Genomic DNA, 18136 nt, shown 5'->3' with positions numbered 1-18136 from the left:
GACCATGACCGACTCCCTCGAACTCGACGCGCTGTGGGAGGACTTCCACCGTGCCGTGAACATGACCTCACAGGAACTGGCCGCCTGGCTGCGGGTCAGCGAGGCCTCCGAGGAGACCGAACCCCTCCCCGAGCACGCCGGTTCGCCGACCGGACAGCATGTCCTGGCGATCCTCCAGAAGCGCCGCACGGACCTCACCGACGACGACGTCACGGTGATGTACGAGGTGGTCGACACGGTCGCCGAACAGGCGGACGTGGAGAACGAACCCGCGGCGGAGGACCCCCGCCGCAGGCACCTGCTGATGTCCCTGGGCCACGACCCGCTCAAGGCGTGAGCGCCGTGAACGGGCGGCGCCGACACGGGTGTTGAGGTGGCCGACAGCCGACCGTGAGGTGGCCGAAGACAGTCTCCGCCGTCTCCGGTGATCGTGAAAGACTGCCCGCAGCGCACCCCCGTGCCGAGCGAGCAGAGGAGCCATGTGTGACCGGGACCGAGCCGGCCGTCCGTATCGACACGACCCGGCCCCATCCGGCCCGGGTCTACGACTGGTACCTCGGCGGCAAGGACAACTACCCGGTCGACGAGGCCCTCGGCCGCCAGATCATGGCGATCGACACGGGTGCGCCGCGGGCGGCGCGCAGCAACCGCTGCTTCATGCAGCGGGCCACGCGCCACCTCGCCGGGACGACCGGCATCCGCCAGTTCCTGGACATCGGCACGGGCATACCCACCGAGCCCAACCTCCACCAGATCGCCCAGTCCTTCGCCCCGGACGCGCGCGTGGTCTACGTCGACAACGACCCCATCGTCCTCGCGCACGCCGAGGCGCTGCTGCGCGGCACCCCGGAGGGCGTGACGGAGTACCTCCAGGCGGACGCCCGCGAGCCCGGCGTGATCCTTGAACAGGCCGCCCGGCTGCTGGACTTCGACCGCCCGATCGCCCTGTCCCTGATCGCCCTGCTGCACTTCGTCGCGGACGAGGACGGCGCCTACGAGCTGGTGGACACCCTCGTCGAGGCACTGGCGCCGGGCAGTTGTCTGGTCCTGTCCTGCATGACCGCCGACTTCGAGCCGGAGAACGTCCGGCAGGGCATCGAGCGGTACGCGGCGGGCGGAGTGACGCTCGTCGCGCGCAGCCGGGCCGAAGTGGGCGGATTCTTCAAGGGACTCGACCTGATGGAGCCGGGGATCGTGTCGGTGCGGGACTGGCGCCCCGACCTCGCCCGGGACGAGGCCCCGCTCGGCGATGGCCCCGTCTCCCTCTACGGCGGGGTCGCCCGCAAACCCTGAGGCATCCTGCTCACCCTCCTCCTCCCAGGGCCCAACCTCCCCTGCCCCTGCACGGTTCCGGAGACGCCGATTCCGAAGACAGGATGATCAAGGGACGGCACAATGGCCCCAGGGCCGGTTTCCGACTCTCCCGTCGCGGTGCCGCAGGACGGCACGGTGGCCGTGAAACCCTGACGCCCCAGCGAGTGTCGCGGCCCAGCTCGACGAGGAGAACGGATGACCACCCTTGCCGATCCCGTGCCCGGAGGGCGTCCCGGGGACATCGAGCGGGCCACCGCGCTGAGCGGCGAGCTGTCCGGGCGGGGCGTGCACGGCATCGTGCTGGCCTACGTGGACACCGCCGGAATCGGCAGGGTGAAGGCGATCCCGACCGCGAAGCTGCCCGCGGCGGCGGCCTGGGGCGTCGGCATGTCCCCCGTGTTCGACACCTTCCTCGCGGACGACTCCATCGTCACCACCGGCCACCTCGGCTCCCCCGACGGCGATCTGCGGCTCTACCCCCACCTCGGGCGCCTGGTGGCGCTGTCCCGGCAGCCCGGCTGGGCGTGGGCCCCGGTCGACCGGATCACCCAGGAGGGCGACCCGCACCCAGGGTGCAGCCGCACCTTCCTGCGGCACCTGGTCACCGACTCCGCCCGCCAGGGCCTCGCCTTCCGCGCGTCGATCGAGATCGAGTGGACCATCGGCCAGGGCCCCTCGCCCGAGGGCGAGTTGGTGCCCGCGACGACCGGCCCCGCCTACGGCGCCGCCCGGCAGGTCGAGCTGAGCGACTGTTCCGCCGACCTGCTGGCCGCGCTCGCCGAACAGGGCGTGGACGTCGACCAGATCCATCCCGAGTACGCGGCCGGGCAGTTCGAGGTGTCGGTGGGCGCGCTGGACCCGGTCGCGGCGGCCGACCGCAGTGTGCTGGTGCGCCAGACGATCCGGGCGGTGGCCCGGCGCCACGGCCTCGTCGTCTCCTTCGCCCCCGCGGTGGTCGCCGAGGGCGTCGGCAACGGCGGCCACCTCCACCTCTCCGCCTGGCGCGACGGCGTCAATCTGCACGCGGGCGGCGACCGCCGCCACAGCATGACGGCCGAGGCCGAGTCCTTCACGGCCGGTGTGCTCACCCGCCTCCCGGTGCTCACCGCGGTGACCGCGCCCAGCCCCGCCAGCTATCTGCGCCTCAAGCCCTCCCGGTGGGCAGGGGCGTTCACCGCGTGGGGCCGGGAGACCCGCGAGGCGGGCGTGCGGGTGATCACCGGCACCGCCGGCCTCCAGGACCGGTCCGCGAACATCGAGATCAAGCCGGCCGACCTCGCCGCCAACCCCTATCTCGCCCTCGGCTGCGTCATCGCCGCCGGCCTCGACGGCATGGCGAGGTCCACGCCCCTGCCCCAGGAGACCACCGGCAACCCGGAGTTGTTGGACGCCGGACAGGCCCGCGCCCGGGGTGTGCGCCGGCTGCCGGCCTCGCTCGGTGAGGCCGTGGCGGAGTTCCGGGCGGACGAGGTGCTGAGCACCGCCCTCGGGCCGGTGCTCACCGACGCGGTGATCGCCGTACGCGAAGGGGAGATCGCCGCCGCCGACGGGCTCGACGACGGGCGGATCGCGGCGGCGTACCGCTGGCGGTACTGACGTGCCGGCCACCGCGGTCCACGAGACCCTCGCCGCCCACCCGCTCACCGATCACCACTGCCACGGCGTGGTCACCGGGGACCTGGACCGGCCGGGGTTCGAGTCCCTGCTGACCGAGGGCGCCCCCTGGCCCGGCGTCTCCCCCTTCGACACCCCGGTGGGCGTGGCGGTACGCCGGCCCTGCGCACCCGTGCTGGACCTCCCCCGGCACGCGCCCGCCGAGCAGTACCTCGCCCGGCGCGCCGAACTCGGCCCGGCCGAGGTGAACCGCCGCTTCCTCACCGTCGCCCTCTGCGTCGACACCGGCCACGCCCCGCACTCCCTCACCACGCCGCGTCAACTCGCCGAGCCGGCCGGCGCCGACGCCTTCGAGGTCGTACGGCTGGAGAACATCGCGGAGGCGACCGTACGGGCCGGGATCGAGCCGGACGCGTACGGCGCCGCCTTCCGCGCGGCCGCCGAGGACGCCGTGCGCCGGCCCGGGGTGGTGGCGGTGAAGTCCGTCGCCGCCTACCGGACCGGCTTCGATCTCGACCCGGCACGGCCCACGGACGCGGAGGTCACCGGGGCGGCCCGGCGGTGGCTCGCGGGCGGCGGACGCCTCGCCGATCCGGTGCTGGGTGGGCCTGACCCTGCACCACGTCGGCCCGGCCCGCGCGCGTGGAGTCCTGGACGAGGCGCTGGAGATCACACCGTTCCGCAAACTGCTGTACAGCTCCGACGGCTCCGCCAACGCCCGCCGCCTGTACGGACTTCCCGCCGAAACCGTCCACCGTCGCGACTGAGCGCGCGCCGATCCCGGAAAGTATGATCAAGCAATGTCTGATATGACCGAAACCACGCCCGGCTGGCTGACCTCCGACGAGCTGGAGATGGCCCGCGCCCGGATGCCGATCCTCTATGTCGAGGCCGTGCCCGTGCGCGTCGACGACAGCGGCGAGGTCACCAGCATCGGCCTGCTCCTGCGCATCGGACCGGACGGAACGGTCAGCCGGACCCTGGTCTCCGGCCGGGTGCTGCACCACGAGCGGGTGCGCGACGCGCTCCTGCGGCACCTGGAGAAGGACCTCGGCCCGGTCGCCCTGCCCCGGGTCCCGGCCTCCCTCCAGCCCTTCACGGTCGCGGAGTACTTCCCCACGCACGGTGTCACGCCGTACCACGACCCGCGCCAGCACGCGGTCTCCCTCGCCTATGTGGTGCCGGTCACCGGGGACTGCCGCCCCCGCCAGGACGCCCTGGACCTGGTGTGGTTCAGCCCTCAGGAGGCGCTGTCCCCGGCGGTGCAGAGCGAGATGCCGGGCGGGCACGGCGTGCTGCTGAAGCAGGCGCTGGCGCATGTCGGCTGTGTGATCTGACGGTCACGCGCAGTCGCCGCGCGGTCGCCCAGTGGTCGATTCCGGCTCGATGTCCGCTCGTCATTAAATTTGAACCGTTCGTTTTCTTGAACCATTCGTGTTTATGAGGGTAGGTTCGGCGCATGAGCTCATCCGGAACCCCCACCACCGCCGAGGAGCTGCGCGGCGCCGGCCTGCGGGTGACGGCTGCCCGGGTCGCGCTGCTGGAGACCGTCCGGCACGGCGACCACCTGGGTGTCGAGGCCATCGCCTCCGGCGTGCGGGACCGCGTGGGCCATGTCTCCCTGCAAGCCGTGTACGAGGGCCTGCACGCCCTCACCACGGCCGGGCTCGTCCGCCGTATCGAGCCGGCCGGCAGTCCGGCCCGGTTCGAGGGCCGCGTCGGGGACAACCACCACCACGTCCTGTGCCGGTCGTGCGGTGCCGTCGCCGACGTCGACTGCGCGGTCGGCGACGCCCCCTGCCTGACGGCCTCGGACGACCACGGCTTCGCGATCGACGAGGCCGAGGTCATCTACTGGGGCGTGTGCCCCGACTGCTCGCCCTCCCAGACTCTTTGAGCACCCGCTCCACCCAAAGCCCGGAAGGATTCCCATGGCTGAGAACCCCGACGCAATCGTCACCGACCCCAAGACGGAGGAGGTCACGGGGGGCTGCCCCGTCGCGCACGGTCGTGCCGCGCACCCGACCCAGGGCGGCGGCAACCGCCAGTGGTGGCCCGAGCGGCTCAACCTGAAGATCCTTGCCAAGGACCCGGTGGTCGCGAACCCGCTCGGTGCGGACTTCGATTACGCGGAGGCGTTCCAGTCCCTCGACCTGGCCGCCGTGAAGCAGGACATCGCCGAGGTGCTCACCTCCTCGCAGGACTGGTGGCCCGCCGACTTCGGCAACTACGCCCCGCTGATGGTCCGTATGGCCTGGCACAGCGCCGGCACCTACCGCATCAGCGACGGCCGCGGCGGTGGCGGCCGCGGGCAGCAGCGCTTCGCGCCGCTGAACAGCTGGCCGGACAACGGCAACCTCGACAAGGCCCGCCGTCTGCTGTGGCCGGTCAAGAAGAAGTACGGCCAGTCCCTGTCCTGGGCCGACCTCATGATCCTCACGGGCAACGTGGCGCTGGAGCAGATGGGCTTCGAGACCTTCGGCTTCGGCGGCGGCCGCGCCGACGTCTGGGAGGCCGACGAGGACGTCTACTGGGGCCCCGAGACCACCTGGCTCGACGACCAGCGCTACAGCGGCGACCGTGAGCTGGAGAACCCGCTCGGCGCGGTCCAGATGGGCCTCATCTACGTCAACCCGGAGGGCCCCAACGGCAACCCGGACCCGATCGCCGCGGCCCGCGACATCCGGGAGACGTTCCACCGGATGGCGATGAACGACGAGGAGACCGTCGCGCTGATCGCCGGTGGCCACACCTTCGGCAAGACCCACGGCGCCGGCCCGGCCGACCATGTCGGCAACGACCCCGAGGCCGCCTCCATGGAGGAGCAGGGCCTGGGCTGGAAGTCCACCTACGGCACCGGCAAGGGCGGCGACGCGATCACCAGTGGTCTGGAGGTCACCTGGACCACCAAGCCCACCCAGTGGAGCAACGACTTCTTCGACATCCTCTTCGGCTTCGAGTGGGAGCTGACCGAGTCCCCGGCGGGCGCCAAGCAGTGGGTGGCCAAGGACGCCGAGGCGATCATCCCCGACGCGCACGACCCGTCGAAGAAGCGTCTGCCCACGATGCTCACCACCGACCTCTCGCTGCGCTTCGACCCGATCTACGGCCCGATCTCCAAGCGCTTCCACGAGAACCCGGCCGAGTTCGCGGACGCCTTCGCCCGCGCCTGGTACAAGCTGACCCACCGTGACCTGGGCCCGAAGTCGCTGTACCTCGGCCCGGAGGTCCCCGAGGAGACGATGCTGTGGCAGGACCCGCTGCCGCAGGCCGAGGGCGAGGTCATCGACGCCGCCGACGTGGCGGCCCTGAAGGCCAGGATCCTCGCCTCGGGTCTGACCGTCCCGCAGCTGGTCTCCGCCGCGTGGGCGTCGGCCTCGACGTTCCGCGGCAGTGACAAGCGCGGTGGCGCCAACGGTGCCCGGATCCGCCTGGAGCCGCAGCGCGGCTGGGAGGTCAACAACCCCGACGAGCTCGCCCAGGTGCTGCGCACCCTGGAGGAGATCCAGAGCGAGTTCAACTCCGGCGCCAAGAAGGTCTCCCTGGCCGACCTGATCGTCCTCGGTGGCACCGCCGCCGTGGAGCAGGCCGCCAAGGACGCCGGTGTCGAGGTCGAGGTGGCGTTCTCCCCGGGCCGGGTCGACGCGACCGAGGAGCAGACCGACGTCGAGTCGTTCGCGGCGCTGGAGCCGACGTCCGACGGGTTCCGCAACTACCTCGGCAAGGGCAACCGGCTGCCGGCCGAGTACCTGCTGCTGGACCGGGCGAACCTGCTCACGCTGAGCGCCCCCGAGATGACCGTGCTCGTCGGCGGTCTGCGGGTCCTCGGCGCCAACCACAACGGCTCCAAGCACGGCGTGCTCACCGAGACGCCGGGCAAGCTGACCAACGACTTCTTCGTCAACCTGCTCGACCTGGGCACGGAGTGGAAGTCGACGTCCCCGGACCAGACCACCTTCGAGGGCCGTGACGCGGCCTCCGGCGCGGTCAAGTGGACCGGCACCCGCGCCGACCTGGTCTTCGGCTCCAACTCCGAGCTGCGGGCGCTCGCGGAGGTCTACGCGAGCGACGACGCGAAGGAGAAGTTCGTGCGGGACTTCGCCGCGGCGTGGACCAAGGTCATGGACCTGGACCGCTTCGACCTGGTCTGAGCGAACCCCGCCCCTGGACACCCGGGCCGGCCGACACACCCGTCGGCCGGCCCGGCCGTCTGTGTACTGTGCCTCTCCCACCGCATAGCTGTCCCGAATCGAGGCTGACCTGTTGGAACTCGCCTTCACCGGCCAGGTGATCGAATGGCGCGGCCCGTCGCCGTACTACTTCGTCCCCGTACCGCGGGAGGAGTCCGCCGACATCCACCAGGTCGCGTCCGCGGCCACCTACGGCTGGGGCGTGATCCCGGTGGAGGCCCGCATCGGCGCGGTCGCCTTCACCACGTCACTGTTCCCGAGGGACGGCCGCTACCTGCTGCCGCTGAAGGCCGCGGTACGCATGCCGCAGGGCCTGGAGGCGGGGGACGAGGTGGAGATAGAACTGACGGTCCGCTGGCAGTGATCCCGGACATGACGGAGGAGCCTGTGATGGGTGAGCAGACGAAGCCCGAGGTCGACGTTCCCGAGGGTGCCGCTCCCACCGAGCTGACCGTGCGCGACCTGGTCGTCGGGGACGGGCCCGAGGTGAGGCCGGGCATGGTGGTCCGGGTGCACTACGTAGGGGTGACCTTGGAGTCCGGGACGCAGTTCGACGCTTCCTGGGACCGGGGCGAGCCGTTCAAGTTCGCCCTCGGCGGCGGCAGGGTCATCAAGGGCATGGACCGGGGTGTGCGGGGGATGAAGGTCGGCGGTCGGCGCGAGATCGTCATCCCTCCGCGTCTCGGCTACGGCAAGGAGTCGCCGTCCCCGTTGATCCCGGCGCACTCGACCCTCGTCTTCGTGGTGGACCTGCTCGACGCGTACTCCCGGAGCACCGGGTGGAGCAGCACGTCCTGAGACGGCGACGGTCGCTTCAGGAACCTTCCAGCAGATCGCGCAACGTCTCGGCGGCGCGTACCGCGGCGTCACCGCAGCAGTTGTTGAACAGGACGTGCAGCTCCTCGGCCCGGTCCGCCAGAGAGCGCAGGCGCGGCAGCCAGGCGGCCAGTTCCTCCCGCGTGTAGGTATGGCGGAAGCGGTCCTCCTTGCTTCCGGTCCCCCAGGCGGCGCTACGGCCGTGAAAGCGGACCACCGCGAGCCTCGAGGACGTGACGGGCGTGACGGCGGGCATCGAGGTGGGCAGCCCTTGGACCGTGTCGACGGCCACCGCGGTGGCGTCCAGGTCCCTCAACAGGGCGACCGTGCGCTCCCGCCGGTCCTCGCACCACCAGTCGGGATGGCGGAACTCCACGGCCATCGGCCACTGGTACGCCCGTTTCCTGGTGGCATCGAGCACGGTCTCCGCCCGCGCGTCCGGACCGAACCACGGCGGGAACTGGAACAGTACGGCGCCCAGCCGGCCGGACTCCTGGAGGGGCCGCAGGGCCGCGCCGAAACGGTGCCAGACCTCGTCGAGCAGCTCCGGGTCGTCGAGGGCGTGGCCGCGCAGGTCGGCGGGCAGGGCGGTCCTGCGGGTGGGGTGCCCGGTGAGGAGGGAGAACGCCTTGACATCGAACCGGAAGCCCGGCGGAGTGCGTTCGTTCCAGAGCAGACTGTTGCGCACGCTGGGGAGCGCGTAGTAACCGGCGTCGACCTCCACGACGGAGAAGTGCTCGGCGTAGTGCCGCAGCCGCCCCTCCGGGTCACGCCGCCCCGGTGGGTACCATCCGCCGGCCACCAGCGCCTTGTCCGTCCACGAACACGTCCCGATCAGAAACTCGCCCATCCCGGCCGTCCTTTCCTCGCGGCCCCACTACCCGGGAAAGCCCTCACCCCCTCCATGACGTTCTCCGTGCTTTTCTGCCGCCCCCGGACGTACGAAAGGCCGCCCTCTCGTGATGAGAGAACGGCCTCCGACCTGCGTTTCCGCACAGTCGGGACGACAGGATTTGAACCTGCGACCCCTTGACCCCCAGTCAAGTGCGCTACCAAGCTGCGCCACGTCCCGATGCCCGCCTGACCTGGGCTTTCCCCGGGCCGAACGAACAGGGAAACAATACCGCACTCGGGTCCGTGGTCGCGCACCGGTTTATTCGGTGCGGGCCCGCTCCGGCTGCCCGGCGGGTATCGATCCGGCGGTCGGCGCGTCGGCCCGCACCAGGTCACGCACCGGCCGGACCGCGAGCAGGGTCGCCGCGACGACCAGGCTCATCACACCCGCGACCAGCAGGACGTTCTCGGCGCCGAGGGCGGACGCGGAGGGGCCCGCGAGGGCCTGGCCCACCGGCATCATGGCCAGGGAGCCGGCCACGTCGTAGGCGTGGATGCGGTTGAGGACGTCCGCAGGGACCTGGGTCTGGACGGTGGTCGCCCACATCACGCTCCAGAAGGACATGCCCGCGCCCGCCACCGCGGCGCCCGCCGCCATCGCCGGTACGTCGAGGCCGAGACCCACGGTCGCTGGGAAGCCGACGAAGGCGAAGAGGCTGATCGCGCCCGCCCGGAGCATACGGCGGGGGCGCAGGCGCAGGGCGAGGAGGCCGCCGACGACGGTGCCCGCGCCCAGGGCGGAGTTGATCAGGCCGTAGGCGCCGGCGCCGTGCTCCTGGACCACCTCGGTCGCGACCAGCGGCAGGGTCGGGCCCCACACCATGAGCATGTACAGGCACCAGACGGCGATGACGGCCCAGAGCCAGGTGCGCGCCCGGAACTCCCGCCAGCCCTCGACCAGGTCCGCCCGGAAGGTGCTCGGTACCGGCGCGCTGCCGGAGGCGAGCGGGGGCAGGCGCAGCAGGAGCAGGCACAGGGCGCTCACCGCGTACGTCGCCGCGTGGGCGGCGAAGACACCTCCCGGGGAGGCGAGGCCGACGAGGAGCCCGGCGAGGGCGGGGCCCGCGAGGTGGGCCGCGGACTCCGCGATGCGTATGGCGCCGTTCGCGCCCTGGACGTCGGTGGCGAGCCGGGGGGTCGTACTGGCGACACCGGGCTGGAAGACGGCGCCCGCGACACCGTTGACGAAACCGATCGCGCAGATCTCCCACAGCACCACATGACCGCTGAAGAACAGGGCCGCGGCGAGGGCCTGGGTGCCCAGGCGCACCAGGTCGGCGCCGATCATCAGCCGACGGGTGCTGAAGCGGTCGGCGATCACCCCGCCGAAGACGACGAATCCGGCGAAGGCGGCTGCCGTGGCGGCCATGGCCAGGCCGACCGCGCCCGCGCCGTACCCGTGCTGGAGCAGTCCGGCGGCGAGGGCCACCGGCAGCATGGTGTCGCCGAGCCGGGCGACGGCACGGGCGGCGAAGAAGAGGGCGAAGTCCCGGGACCAGACCGGACGGACCTCGCCCGACACCTTCGACCGCCGCCTCGCCATCCCCGCGCTCCCCTCCCCGTGCACCGGTCACCGCGGCAGCCGGGGCCCCCTCCGCCCCGCCTTCCGCTCACGTCTCCGGATCATGCCACGCGGCACTGACAACGCCCGAGGGAATTTCAGTCCGCGGCCGGAAGCCCCAACTCCGGGTAGGCCTCCAGGAGTCGGGTGGGTGCCGCCTGGCGCCAGGAGTCGGCGAGGATGTCCCGCAGCTCGTCCCCGTCCTCCAGCGCCGCGAGCCGGACCCGCACCCAGGCGAACTGCGCCTCGTGGCCGGCGATCCAGAACTTCCCCGGCTCGGCCAGCACCAGTTCGTCGCGCTCCTCCTTGGGGCAGCGCACGGCGATGGAGGTCTCGTCCTCGGGCAGCGTCGCGAACATCTTCCCCGCCACCCGGAACGTGGGCATGTTCCAGGCGGTCTTCTCCGTCGTGTCCGGCAGGGACAGCGCGGTACGGCGTACGTCTTCGGCATCCTGCATGGCAGGCACCGTAACCGCTCGCACTGACATCACCGGGCGGGTACGGGCGCTCCGACCTGCTTGTAGTACAGCGTCGTCGGCCGCAGCGCTCCGCCCGGGTCCGCCGCGTAGTCGGGGATCACCCCGGCCCGGGTCCAGCCGGCCGAGCGGTAGAGGTGCTCGGCGGGGCTGCCGGTCTCGGTGTCGAGGTGCAGGAGGGTGATGCCCGCGGCGGCGGCCGCCTGCTCGGCGGTGGCCAGGAGGGTACGGCCGAGGCCGAGGCCGCGCGCGTCCCGGTGCACCATCAGCTTGACCAGCTCGGCGCGGTGGCGGCTGTTGGGCTTGTCGGGGAAGGCCAGGCTGACGGTGCCGACGATCCGCCCGCCGTCGACCGCCGCCCACACCGCGAACGGCCCGTCAGCCCGGGCTTTCCACCACTCCTCCGCGACGGCCGGGTCCAGCGGCGCGAGGAACCCGACCGAGGCGCCCCCCGCCACGGCGTCCACCAGCAACCTCGCCAACTCATCGCTACGGGCCAGCAGTTGCCCCTCGTCCAGACGGAGGACGGTCACGGCAGCACCACCGCCAGCACATACCGCGCCTCGCCGGTTCCGGTGCACCGGAACCGCGTGGGGCCCCACACCCGCAACCGCAGGCAGTCCCCCGCCTCCAGGTGGTGCTGGGCGTCCTGCGCCGTCACCTCCAGCTCCCCTTCGAGAACCCAGAGGTGCTGCTCCAGACCCGGCACGGGCGGCCGGTCGTAGGCGATGTCGGCGCCCGCGGCGAGCCGGCCCTCGACGAGTTCGCCGCGCAGCCCGGGATGCGGCGGGGAGACGGACCGCCGGACGAAGCCGGAGGCCCGGTCCGCCCAGACCTGCTGCTCCGCGGCCCGCACCAGCAGCGCGGGCTCGGATTCCACCTCGCTGAGCAGCTGGGACATGGTCCGCCCGTACACCCCGCAGAGCCGGTTGAGCAGCGCGGCGGTGGGGCTGATCTCCGCCCGCTCGACCCGGGACAGGGTGGACTTGCTGACGCCGCTGCGCTCCGCCACCTCACCCAGCGACCACCCGCGCTCGGCCCGCAGCGCGGCAAGCCGCGCGCCGAGCCGGACATCGACAGGGTCGACCTCCACACTCTGTTTCACATACGGGACTGTATCCCAAATATGAAACGACCGTCACGCCGTCCCCTCGCCCGCCGCCCGCAGGGCGTCCAGCACGGGGCGGATCAGCGGGTGCTCCTCGGCGCCGCGGCGTACGGCCGCGAAGACCCGTCGGGTGGGCGCCACGCCGTCGACCGGGCGGACCACCACCCCGGTGAGGTCCATGCCGGTCAGCGCCGAGCGCGGGACCAGGGCGACGCCCGCGTCCGCGGAGGCCAGCGCCACCACCGCGCGGAAGTCGTCCGAGGAGTGCTCCAGGCGCGGCTGGAAGCCGGCGCTCTCGCAGGCGAGCACGACCACGTCGTGGCAGGGGTTGCCGGGGTACGGGCCGATCCACGAGTCCTTGGCCAGTTCCCCCAGCGGCACCTCGGCCGCGTCCGCCAGCCGGTGCGTCATCGGCACGACCGCGTCGAAGGGCTCGGCGTACAGCGGGACATGGCTCAGCCGGGGGTCGTCGGCGGGCGGGGCCCCGCGGTACTCGACGGCGACCGCGATGTCGACCTGCCGGTCCAGCACCATCGGCAGGCTGGCGTCGCCCTCGGCGTCCTGGACGCGGATCCGGATGCCGGGCGCCGACGCGGCGAGGCGGGCCACGGCCGGGGCCACCACCTGGGCGATGCCGGTCGCGAAGGCGGCGACGGTGACCGTGCCGGCCGCCCCGGAGCCGTAGGCGGCCAGCTCCGCCTCGGCGCGCTCCAGCTGGGCGAGGACGGCGTGGGTGTGGCTCAGCAGGATCTCACCGGCCGGGGTGAGCCGTACGCCCTTGGCGCCGCGCTCCACCAGGCGGTGGCCGGTCTCCTGCTCCAGCGCGGTGAGCTGCTGCGACACGGCCGAGGGCGTGAGATACAGCGCGGCGGCAGCCGCCGTCACGGTGCGATGGTCGGCCACCGCACGGAGGATGTGGAGCCGCCGCGCTTCGATCACGGATCGATTCTCTCAGGTCAGGCGGTCAGCTCCGCGCGGGCGGCGACGAAGGCGTCCACGGCCCGGTTCACGTCGTCGGTGGAGTGCGCGGCGGACAGCTGCACCCGGATGCGGGCCTGGCCCTGCGGCACCACCGGGTAGGAGAAGCCGATGACGTACACCCCGCGCTCCAGCAGCAGCTCCGCCAGCCGGCCGGCGACAGCGGCGTCACCGATCATCACGGGCGCGATGGCGTGGTCGCCGGGGAGGATGTCGAAGCCCTCCTCGGTCATCCGGCGGCGGAACAGCGCGGTGTTCTCGTTCAGCCGGACGCGCAGGTCGTCCGCCGACTCCAGCAGGTCCAGCACCTTCAGGGAAGCCGCGGCGATCACCGGGGCGAGGGTGTTGGAGAAGAGGTACGGGCGGGAGCGCTGGCGGAGCAGGGCGACGATCTCGGCGCGGGCCGCCACGTAGCCGCCGGAGGCTCCGCCGAGGGCCTTGCCGAGGGTGCCGGTGATGATGTCGACGCGGTCCATCACGTCGTGCAGCTCGGGGGTGCCGCGGCCGCCGGGGCCGACGAAGCCGACCGCGTGCGAGTCGTCGACCATGACCATGGCGTCGTAGCGGTCGGCGAGGTCGCAGATCTCGGCGAGCGGCGCGACGTAGCCGTCCATGGAGAAGACGCCGTCGGTGACGATCAGCCGGCGCCGGGCGTCGGAGGCATCCTTCAACTGCCGTTCCAGGTCGGCCAGATCACGGTTGGCGTAGCGGAACCGGCGGGCCTTGGACAGCCGGATGCCGTCGATGATGGAGGCGTGGTTGAGGGCGTCGGAGATCACCGCGTCCTCGGGGCCGAGCAGGGTCTCGAAGACACCGCCGTTGGCGTCGAAGCAGGAGGAGTACAGGATCGTGTCCTCCTGCCCGAGGAAGGCGGAAAGCCGCGCTTCCAGCTCCTTGTGCACTTCCTGCGTACCGCAGATGAAGCGCACGGAGGCCATGCCGTAGCCCCAGCGGTCCAGCGCCGCGTGGGCGGCGGCGATCACCTCGGGGTGGTCGGCGAGGCCGAGGTAGTTGTTGGCGCAGAAGTTGAGGACCTCGCCGGGACGGCCGCCCGCGGTCACGTCGACGGTCGCGGACTGCGGGGTGCCGATGACCCGCTCGGGCTTGTGCAGTCCGGCGGCCCGGATCTCGTCGAGGGTGACGCGCAGGTCGTCGCGCACGGAGTCGAACATCGAAGAAGCTCCTAAGGGGTTACGCGGTCCAGTCGAGGATGACCTTGCCGCCGCGGCCGCTCGCCGCGTCGGCGAAGGCCGCCTCGAAGTCACGGAAGCCGTACCGGCCGGTGATCACGGGGCTGAGGTCGAGGCCGCCCTCCAGGAGGACCGACATCGCGTACCAGGTCTCGAACATCTCGCGGCCGTAGATGCCCTTGATGGTGATCATCGAGGTGACGATGCGGGCCCAGTCCACCGCGAACTCCTCGGCGGGCAGACCGAGCATGGCGATCCGGCCACCGTGCGTCATGTTGGCGATCATGTCGCGCATGGCCTCGGGGCGGCCGGACATCTCCAGCCCGATGTCGAAGCCCTCACGCAGCCCCAGCTCCCGCTGGCCGTCCGCGATCCCGGTCTCCGCCACGTTCAGGGCCAGGCTCACGCCGATCTTGCGGGCGAGATCCAGCCGCTCCTCACTGACGTCGGTGATCACGACGTTGCGGGCGCCCGCGTGCCGGGCGACGGCGGCGGCCATCAGACCGATCGGGCCCGCGCCGGTGATCAGGACGTCCTCGCCGACCAGTGGGAAGGACAGCGCGGTGTGCACGGCGTTGCCGAACGGGTCGAAGATCGCGGCCACATCGAGGTCGACCGGGACCCGGTGCACCCAGACGTTGGCGGCGGGCAGCACGACGTACTCGGCGAACGCGCCGTCGCGCCCCACCCCGAGCCCGATCGTGGCCCGGCACAGGTGCCGCCGTCCGGCCAGGCAGTTGCGGCACTTGCCGCACACCAGATGCCCTTCACCGCTGACCCGGTCGCCGGGCCGGATGTCGGTGACGTCCCGGCCGGTGTCGACGACCTCGCCGACGAACTCGTGGCCGAGCACCAGCGGGGTGCGGATCGCCTGCCGCGCCCAGCCGTCCCAGGACCGGATGTGCAGATCGGTGCCGCAGATGCCGGTGCGCAGCACCTTGATGAGTACGTCGCCGGGACCGACGGCGGGCTCGGGGACGTCCGTGAGCCACAGCCCGGGCTCCGCCTTCTCCTTGACCAGCGCCTTCACTCGTACGGCTCCTGTGGGTACGGCCCCGGGCGCGGGCATGCCGAAGGCGCCCGCATCCGGGGAGAGGGGTGGAATCGCCTAGCAATCTGCCGTACCTCGGCGCCCCGGTCCATCGAGGATTTCTTAAGCGGAGCCGCAGATCTCCTTCACACCGGTCCCAAAAGGACCGAAGGAGGCAACAATCAACGGGGCACACCGCACCGGCCGACCGACCTGGAGCCGCACATGAACACCGCACGGGATCTCGCGCTCGTCGCCCTGGACCCGGCGCCCGGCCGTTCCGTGGAGCAGGGCGATCTCTCGCTCGCGCTCGCGGGAGCCGAGGTGCTGGACCTGGTCGAGGCCGGGGCGCTCACGCTGGACGACGACCGCCTCGTACCGGGCGCGACGACGGCGACGGGCGACCGGCTGCTGGACGAGGCCGCCGCGGCGCTGCTGCGGAAGGAGCCGTACGAGACCGTCACGGACTGGCTGTGGCGGCGGGGCTCCGGGCTCTTCGCTGCCTACGTCGACGATCTGGAGCGGACCGGCCTGGCTGCCCGCGGGCGCGGCCCCCGCTTCCCGCGGGGGTCCGGCCGGGCGGTGCCCGTCGACTCTCCGGCCCGGGCCGGCGCCGAGGAGCGCCGGGCGTCCGGTGAGCCCGTCCTCGCCGCGCTCGCCGCGGCCGCCGGCCTGGCGGACCCGGCCGACACCGCCGAGGACCTCACCGACGACACGGTCACGACGGTGCTGGCCGCCGTGGGCGACGCGGTGATGGAACTGGAGGCCGTACGGCAGCGGCGGTCGATCGAGGACTCCGCGTTCGACAACGTCTGGCGGGGCTTCTAGACCGGACCAGGTCTCAGGGCAGCGGCAGGTCGTCGGCCGCCCGTCGTTCCAGCCGGGCGACGAGATCCGCGGCCGACGCCTTGATCGCCTCCAGGCCCGGTCTCCCCCACGGCCGTGGCTGCACGTCGGCGACGCACACGGTGCCGAGCACCATCCCCGTGGTGTCGATCAGCGGTGCGCCGAGGTAGGAGCGGATGCCGAACTCGTCGACCACCGGGTTGCCCGCGAACCGCGGATAGTCGCAGACGTCCTCCAGGACGAGCGCCTTGCGCCGGACCACCACATGGGGGCAGAACCCGTGGTCGCGCGGCAGGGTGCGGCCGACCCGCGGACTGGTGCCGTCGCCCTTCACGAACAGCGCGGCCGCCGGGAGATGCAGGCCCGCGAAGAACTGCCGGTTCTCGTCGATGAAGTTGACCATGGCGTACGGCGCCCCGGTCATCTCGGCGAGGGCGGCGGCGTAGGCGTCGAGGACGGGTTCCGTCCGCTCACCGAGGCCGAGTCGGCGCAGCCGGTCCGCTCGGGCGGGTGCCTCCTTGTCCTCGGGCGTGAGCAGCAGTCGACCGGCCGGGCGGGGCGGGTCGTAGCTCATCGGCGCGCTCCGGGGGTGTGGGCGTATGGCATAGGAGGGCTCCGTGGGGTGTGCGGGGATCACATATGGGCGCCGTAGCCGGTCGCGGGGGCCGGGGCGTGCGCGATGAGGTGTTTGACGAGGGTCAGCAGGGTCTGGACGCCCGAGCTGGAGATCCGGGCGTCGCAGCGCACGACGGGGACCCCGGGGTCGAGGTCGATGGCGGCGCGCACCTCCTCCGGGTCGTAGCGGTAGGCGCCGTCGAAGTCGTTGATGGCGAGGATGAAGCCGAGGCCGCGCTGCTCGAAGAAGTCGACGGCGGCGAAGCAGTCCTCCAGGCGCCGGGTGTCGGCGAGGACGACCGCGCCGAGGGCGCCTTCGCAGAGCTCGTCCCACATGAACCAGAACCGCTCCTGTCCGGGCGTGCCGAACAGGTACAGGACATGTTGGGGGTCGAGCGTGATGCGGCCGAAGTCCATGGCGACCGTGGTCTCGACCTTGTTCTCGATACCGTCGAGATTGTCGGTCGCGGCGCTGACCGTGGTGAGCAGTTCCTCGGTGCTGAGCGGTGCGATCTCGCTGACCGCGCCGACGAAGGTCGTCTTGCCGACCCCGAACCCGCCCGCCACGAGGATCTTCAGTGCGGTGGGGAAGGGGTCGGCGCCGTCGGCGTAGTCAGAGCTGTCGTCGTAGTCCATCGAGCACTGCCTCCAGAAGGGCCCGGTCAGTGGGGTTGTGGTGGAACTCGGGGGGCTTGGTGGTGAGCGCCCCGCAGTCGACGAGGTCCGCCAGCAGCACCTTGGTCACTGCCGCCGGCAGCTTCAGGTGGGCCGCGACCTCGGCGACCGATACGGGGGCGCGGCATGAGTCGAGCGCCTCCGTGTGTTCAGGGCCCAGATAGCCGAGGGGGGTCGCCCCGGTGGCCATCACCTGGGAGATCAGGTCGAGGGCGACGGTGGGCCGGGTCCGGCCGTTGCTGACCGTGAAGGGGCGCACCAGCCGTCCGGCCGCGTCATCGAGCCAGGGCCCGTCACCGGCCGCCGCCACGCTCAAGGCCTCGACGCCGACGGTTCGACGGCGTGGTGGCGGGGCGCGGTCACCAGATAGGGGCGGACGCTCTTGACCAGCATCGCCATCTCGTAGCCGAGCACGGCGGCGTCGGCCTCGCGTCCGGCCAGCACGGCCAGGCAGGTGCCGGATCCGGCGGTGGTGACGAACAGCAGGGTGGAGTCGAGTTCGACGACGACCTGGCGGACGTCTCCGCCGTCACCGAAGCGGACCCCGGCGCTGCGGCCGAGGGAGTACAGACCGGAGGCCAGGGCCGCCATGTGGTCGGCGCTGTCCGCGTCGAGGCCGTGGACCGACTTCACGAGCCCGTCGCAGGACAGGAGCACCGCGCTGCTGGTGTGCGGTACGCGCTGCACGAGGCCGCTCATCAGCCAGTCGAGATCGGATGCATGGCCGGTCGGCGCTTCGCTCGCCATGGTGGATCGACTCCTTGAGGTACGAAGGTCAGCGGGAGCGCTGGGACAGGACCTGGGCGTGGGGGTGGGGGTGGGGGTGGGG

At 72.1% G+C, this 18136-nt stretch carries 21 protein-coding genes, 1 tRNA gene and 1 pseudogene; 10 read left to right on the top strand and 13 right to left on the bottom strand.

Features of this window, described 5'->3' with window-relative positions; translation table 11 throughout:
- Positions 1-4: 4 nt before the first annotated feature.
- The 9 genes and pseudogenes from ACWD11_RS25455 (at position 5) to ACWD11_RS25415 (ending at position 7916) form a co-directional block, all read left to right on the top strand.
- Positions 5-337: a DUF3140 domain-containing protein gene (locus tag ACWD11_RS25455; protein WP_389419051.1), complete on the top strand. Its 333-nt coding sequence runs from the start codon at positions 5-7 to the stop codon at positions 335-337.
- A 146-nt stretch (positions 338-483) separates the two neighbouring features.
- The gene (locus tag ACWD11_RS25450) at positions 484-1293 is read left to right on the top strand and encodes an SAM-dependent methyltransferase (RefSeq protein WP_389419052.1); all 810 of its coding nucleotides are present in this window, start codon (positions 484-486) and stop codon (positions 1291-1293) included.
- 216 nt (positions 1294-1509) lie between these two features.
- Positions 1510-2910, top strand: a complete 1401-nt coding sequence (locus ACWD11_RS25445) for a glutamine synthetase (RefSeq protein WP_451285706.1) — start codon at positions 1510-1512, stop codon at positions 2908-2910.
- Position 2911: 1 nt separating this feature from the next.
- A pseudogene (locus ACWD11_RS25440) lies at positions 2912-3695 on the top strand (hypothetical protein).
- Positions 3696-3737: 42 nt separating this feature from the next.
- Positions 3738-4265, top strand: coding sequence for an NUDIX hydrolase family protein (locus ACWD11_RS25435; protein ID WP_250073405.1), 528 nt, complete (start codon positions 3738-3740; stop codon positions 4263-4265).
- A gap of 122 nt (positions 4266-4387) precedes the next feature.
- Positions 4388-4825 carry a Fur family transcriptional regulator gene (locus tag ACWD11_RS25430; protein WP_389419054.1) on the top strand — a complete coding sequence of 146 codons (438 nt, stop codon included), beginning with the start codon at positions 4388-4390 and terminating at the stop codon, positions 4823-4825.
- Positions 4826-4859: 34 nt separating this feature from the next.
- Entirely contained in the window at positions 4860-7079 is a 2220-nt protein-coding gene (gene katG, locus ACWD11_RS25425; protein ID WP_389419055.1) for a catalase/peroxidase HPI, read from the top strand.
- A 112-nt stretch (positions 7080-7191) separates the two neighbouring features.
- Complete coding sequence (locus ACWD11_RS25420) at positions 7192-7482, top strand: DUF1905 domain-containing protein (protein ID WP_389419056.1); 291 nt, start codon at positions 7192-7194, stop codon at positions 7480-7482.
- Between the two features lie 26 nt (positions 7483-7508).
- The gene (locus ACWD11_RS25415; protein ID WP_389419057.1) at positions 7509-7916 is read left to right on the top strand and encodes an FKBP-type peptidyl-prolyl cis-trans isomerase; all 408 of its coding nucleotides are present in this window, start codon (positions 7509-7511) and stop codon (positions 7914-7916) included.
- A 16-nt stretch (positions 7917-7932) separates the two neighbouring features.
- Here the strand turns inward: ACWD11_RS25415 and ACWD11_RS25410 are convergent, their stop codons facing one another.
- From ACWD11_RS25410 to tdh, 9 genes are all read right to left on the bottom strand, one after another.
- Complete coding sequence (locus ACWD11_RS25410) at positions 7933-8784, bottom strand: DUF72 domain-containing protein (RefSeq protein ID WP_451285703.1); 852 nt, start codon at positions 8782-8784, stop codon at positions 7933-7935.
- A gap of 148 nt (positions 8785-8932) precedes the next feature.
- Positions 8933-9006 (bottom strand) — tRNA-Pro (locus tag ACWD11_RS25405).
- Between the two features lie 81 nt (positions 9007-9087).
- A complete protein-coding gene (locus ACWD11_RS25400) occupies positions 9088-10371 on the bottom strand; it encodes an MFS transporter (protein ID WP_389419059.1) in 1284 nt (427 codons plus the stop codon).
- Positions 10372-10487: 116 nt separating this feature from the next.
- Positions 10488-10847 (bottom strand): MmcQ/YjbR family DNA-binding protein, encoded by a 360-nt coding sequence (locus ACWD11_RS25395; RefSeq protein WP_451285701.1) that lies wholly within the window; start codon positions 10845-10847, stop codon positions 10488-10490.
- 29 nt (positions 10848-10876) lie between these two features.
- On the bottom strand, positions 10877-11398 hold the full coding sequence (locus tag ACWD11_RS25390; protein ID WP_451285699.1) for an N-acetyltransferase family protein: 522 nt from the start codon (positions 11396-11398) through the stop codon (positions 10877-10879).
- Positions 11395-11970: a helix-turn-helix domain-containing protein gene (locus ACWD11_RS25385; protein WP_451285697.1), complete on the bottom strand. Its 576-nt coding sequence runs from the start codon at positions 11968-11970 to the stop codon at positions 11395-11397. The genes ACWD11_RS25390 and ACWD11_RS25385 overlap by 4 nt, the downstream gene beginning before the upstream one ends.
- A gap of 33 nt (positions 11971-12003) precedes the next feature.
- Complete coding sequence (locus ACWD11_RS25380; RefSeq protein ID WP_389419063.1) at positions 12004-12912, bottom strand: LysR family transcriptional regulator; 909 nt, start codon at positions 12910-12912, stop codon at positions 12004-12006.
- 17 nt (positions 12913-12929) lie between these two features.
- Positions 12930-14123 (bottom strand): glycine C-acetyltransferase, encoded by a 1194-nt coding sequence (locus tag ACWD11_RS25375; protein ID WP_451285695.1) that lies wholly within the window; start codon positions 14121-14123, stop codon positions 12930-12932.
- Between the two features lie 19 nt (positions 14124-14142).
- Entirely contained in the window at positions 14143-15171 is a 1029-nt protein-coding gene (gene tdh, locus ACWD11_RS25370; RefSeq protein WP_389419065.1) for an L-threonine 3-dehydrogenase, read from the bottom strand.
- Between the two features lie 225 nt (positions 15172-15396).
- On the opposite strand from tdh, the gene ACWD11_RS25365 reads away from it, so the two are divergent.
- Positions 15397-15999, top strand: a complete 603-nt coding sequence (locus ACWD11_RS25365) for a GOLPH3/VPS74 family protein (protein WP_389419066.1) — start codon at positions 15397-15399, stop codon at positions 15997-15999.
- 13 nt (positions 16000-16012) lie between these two features.
- On the opposite strand, the gene ACWD11_RS25360 is transcribed toward ACWD11_RS25365, so the two are convergent.
- The 4 genes from ACWD11_RS25360 to ACWD11_RS25345 are packed head-to-tail and all read right to left on the bottom strand — an operon-like array spanning position 16013 to position 18054.
- Positions 16013-16591 (bottom strand): GAF domain-containing protein, encoded by a 579-nt coding sequence (locus tag ACWD11_RS25360; protein ID WP_389419067.1) that lies wholly within the window; start codon positions 16589-16591, stop codon positions 16013-16015.
- Positions 16592-16650: 59 nt separating this feature from the next.
- On the bottom strand, positions 16651-17268 hold the full coding sequence (locus tag ACWD11_RS25355; RefSeq protein ID WP_389419068.1) for a GTP-binding protein: 618 nt from the start codon (positions 17266-17268) through the stop codon (positions 16651-16653).
- Positions 17246-17617 (bottom strand): DUF742 domain-containing protein, encoded by a 372-nt coding sequence (locus tag ACWD11_RS25350; RefSeq protein WP_389419218.1) that lies wholly within the window; start codon positions 17615-17617, stop codon positions 17246-17248. The genes ACWD11_RS25355 and ACWD11_RS25350 overlap by 23 nt, the downstream gene beginning before the upstream one ends.
- Positions 17618-17619: 2 nt before the next feature.
- Positions 17620-18054: a roadblock/LC7 domain-containing protein gene (locus ACWD11_RS25345; protein WP_389419069.1), complete on the bottom strand. Its 435-nt coding sequence runs from the start codon at positions 18052-18054 to the stop codon at positions 17620-17622.
- Positions 18055-18136 lie beyond the last annotated feature (82 nt).

The sequence above is a fragment of the Streptomyces sp. NPDC002776 genome, assembly GCF_053592195.1.
Note: the sequence above shows the minus strand (reverse complement) of the source record. Positions and strands in the feature narration are given on the sequence as shown.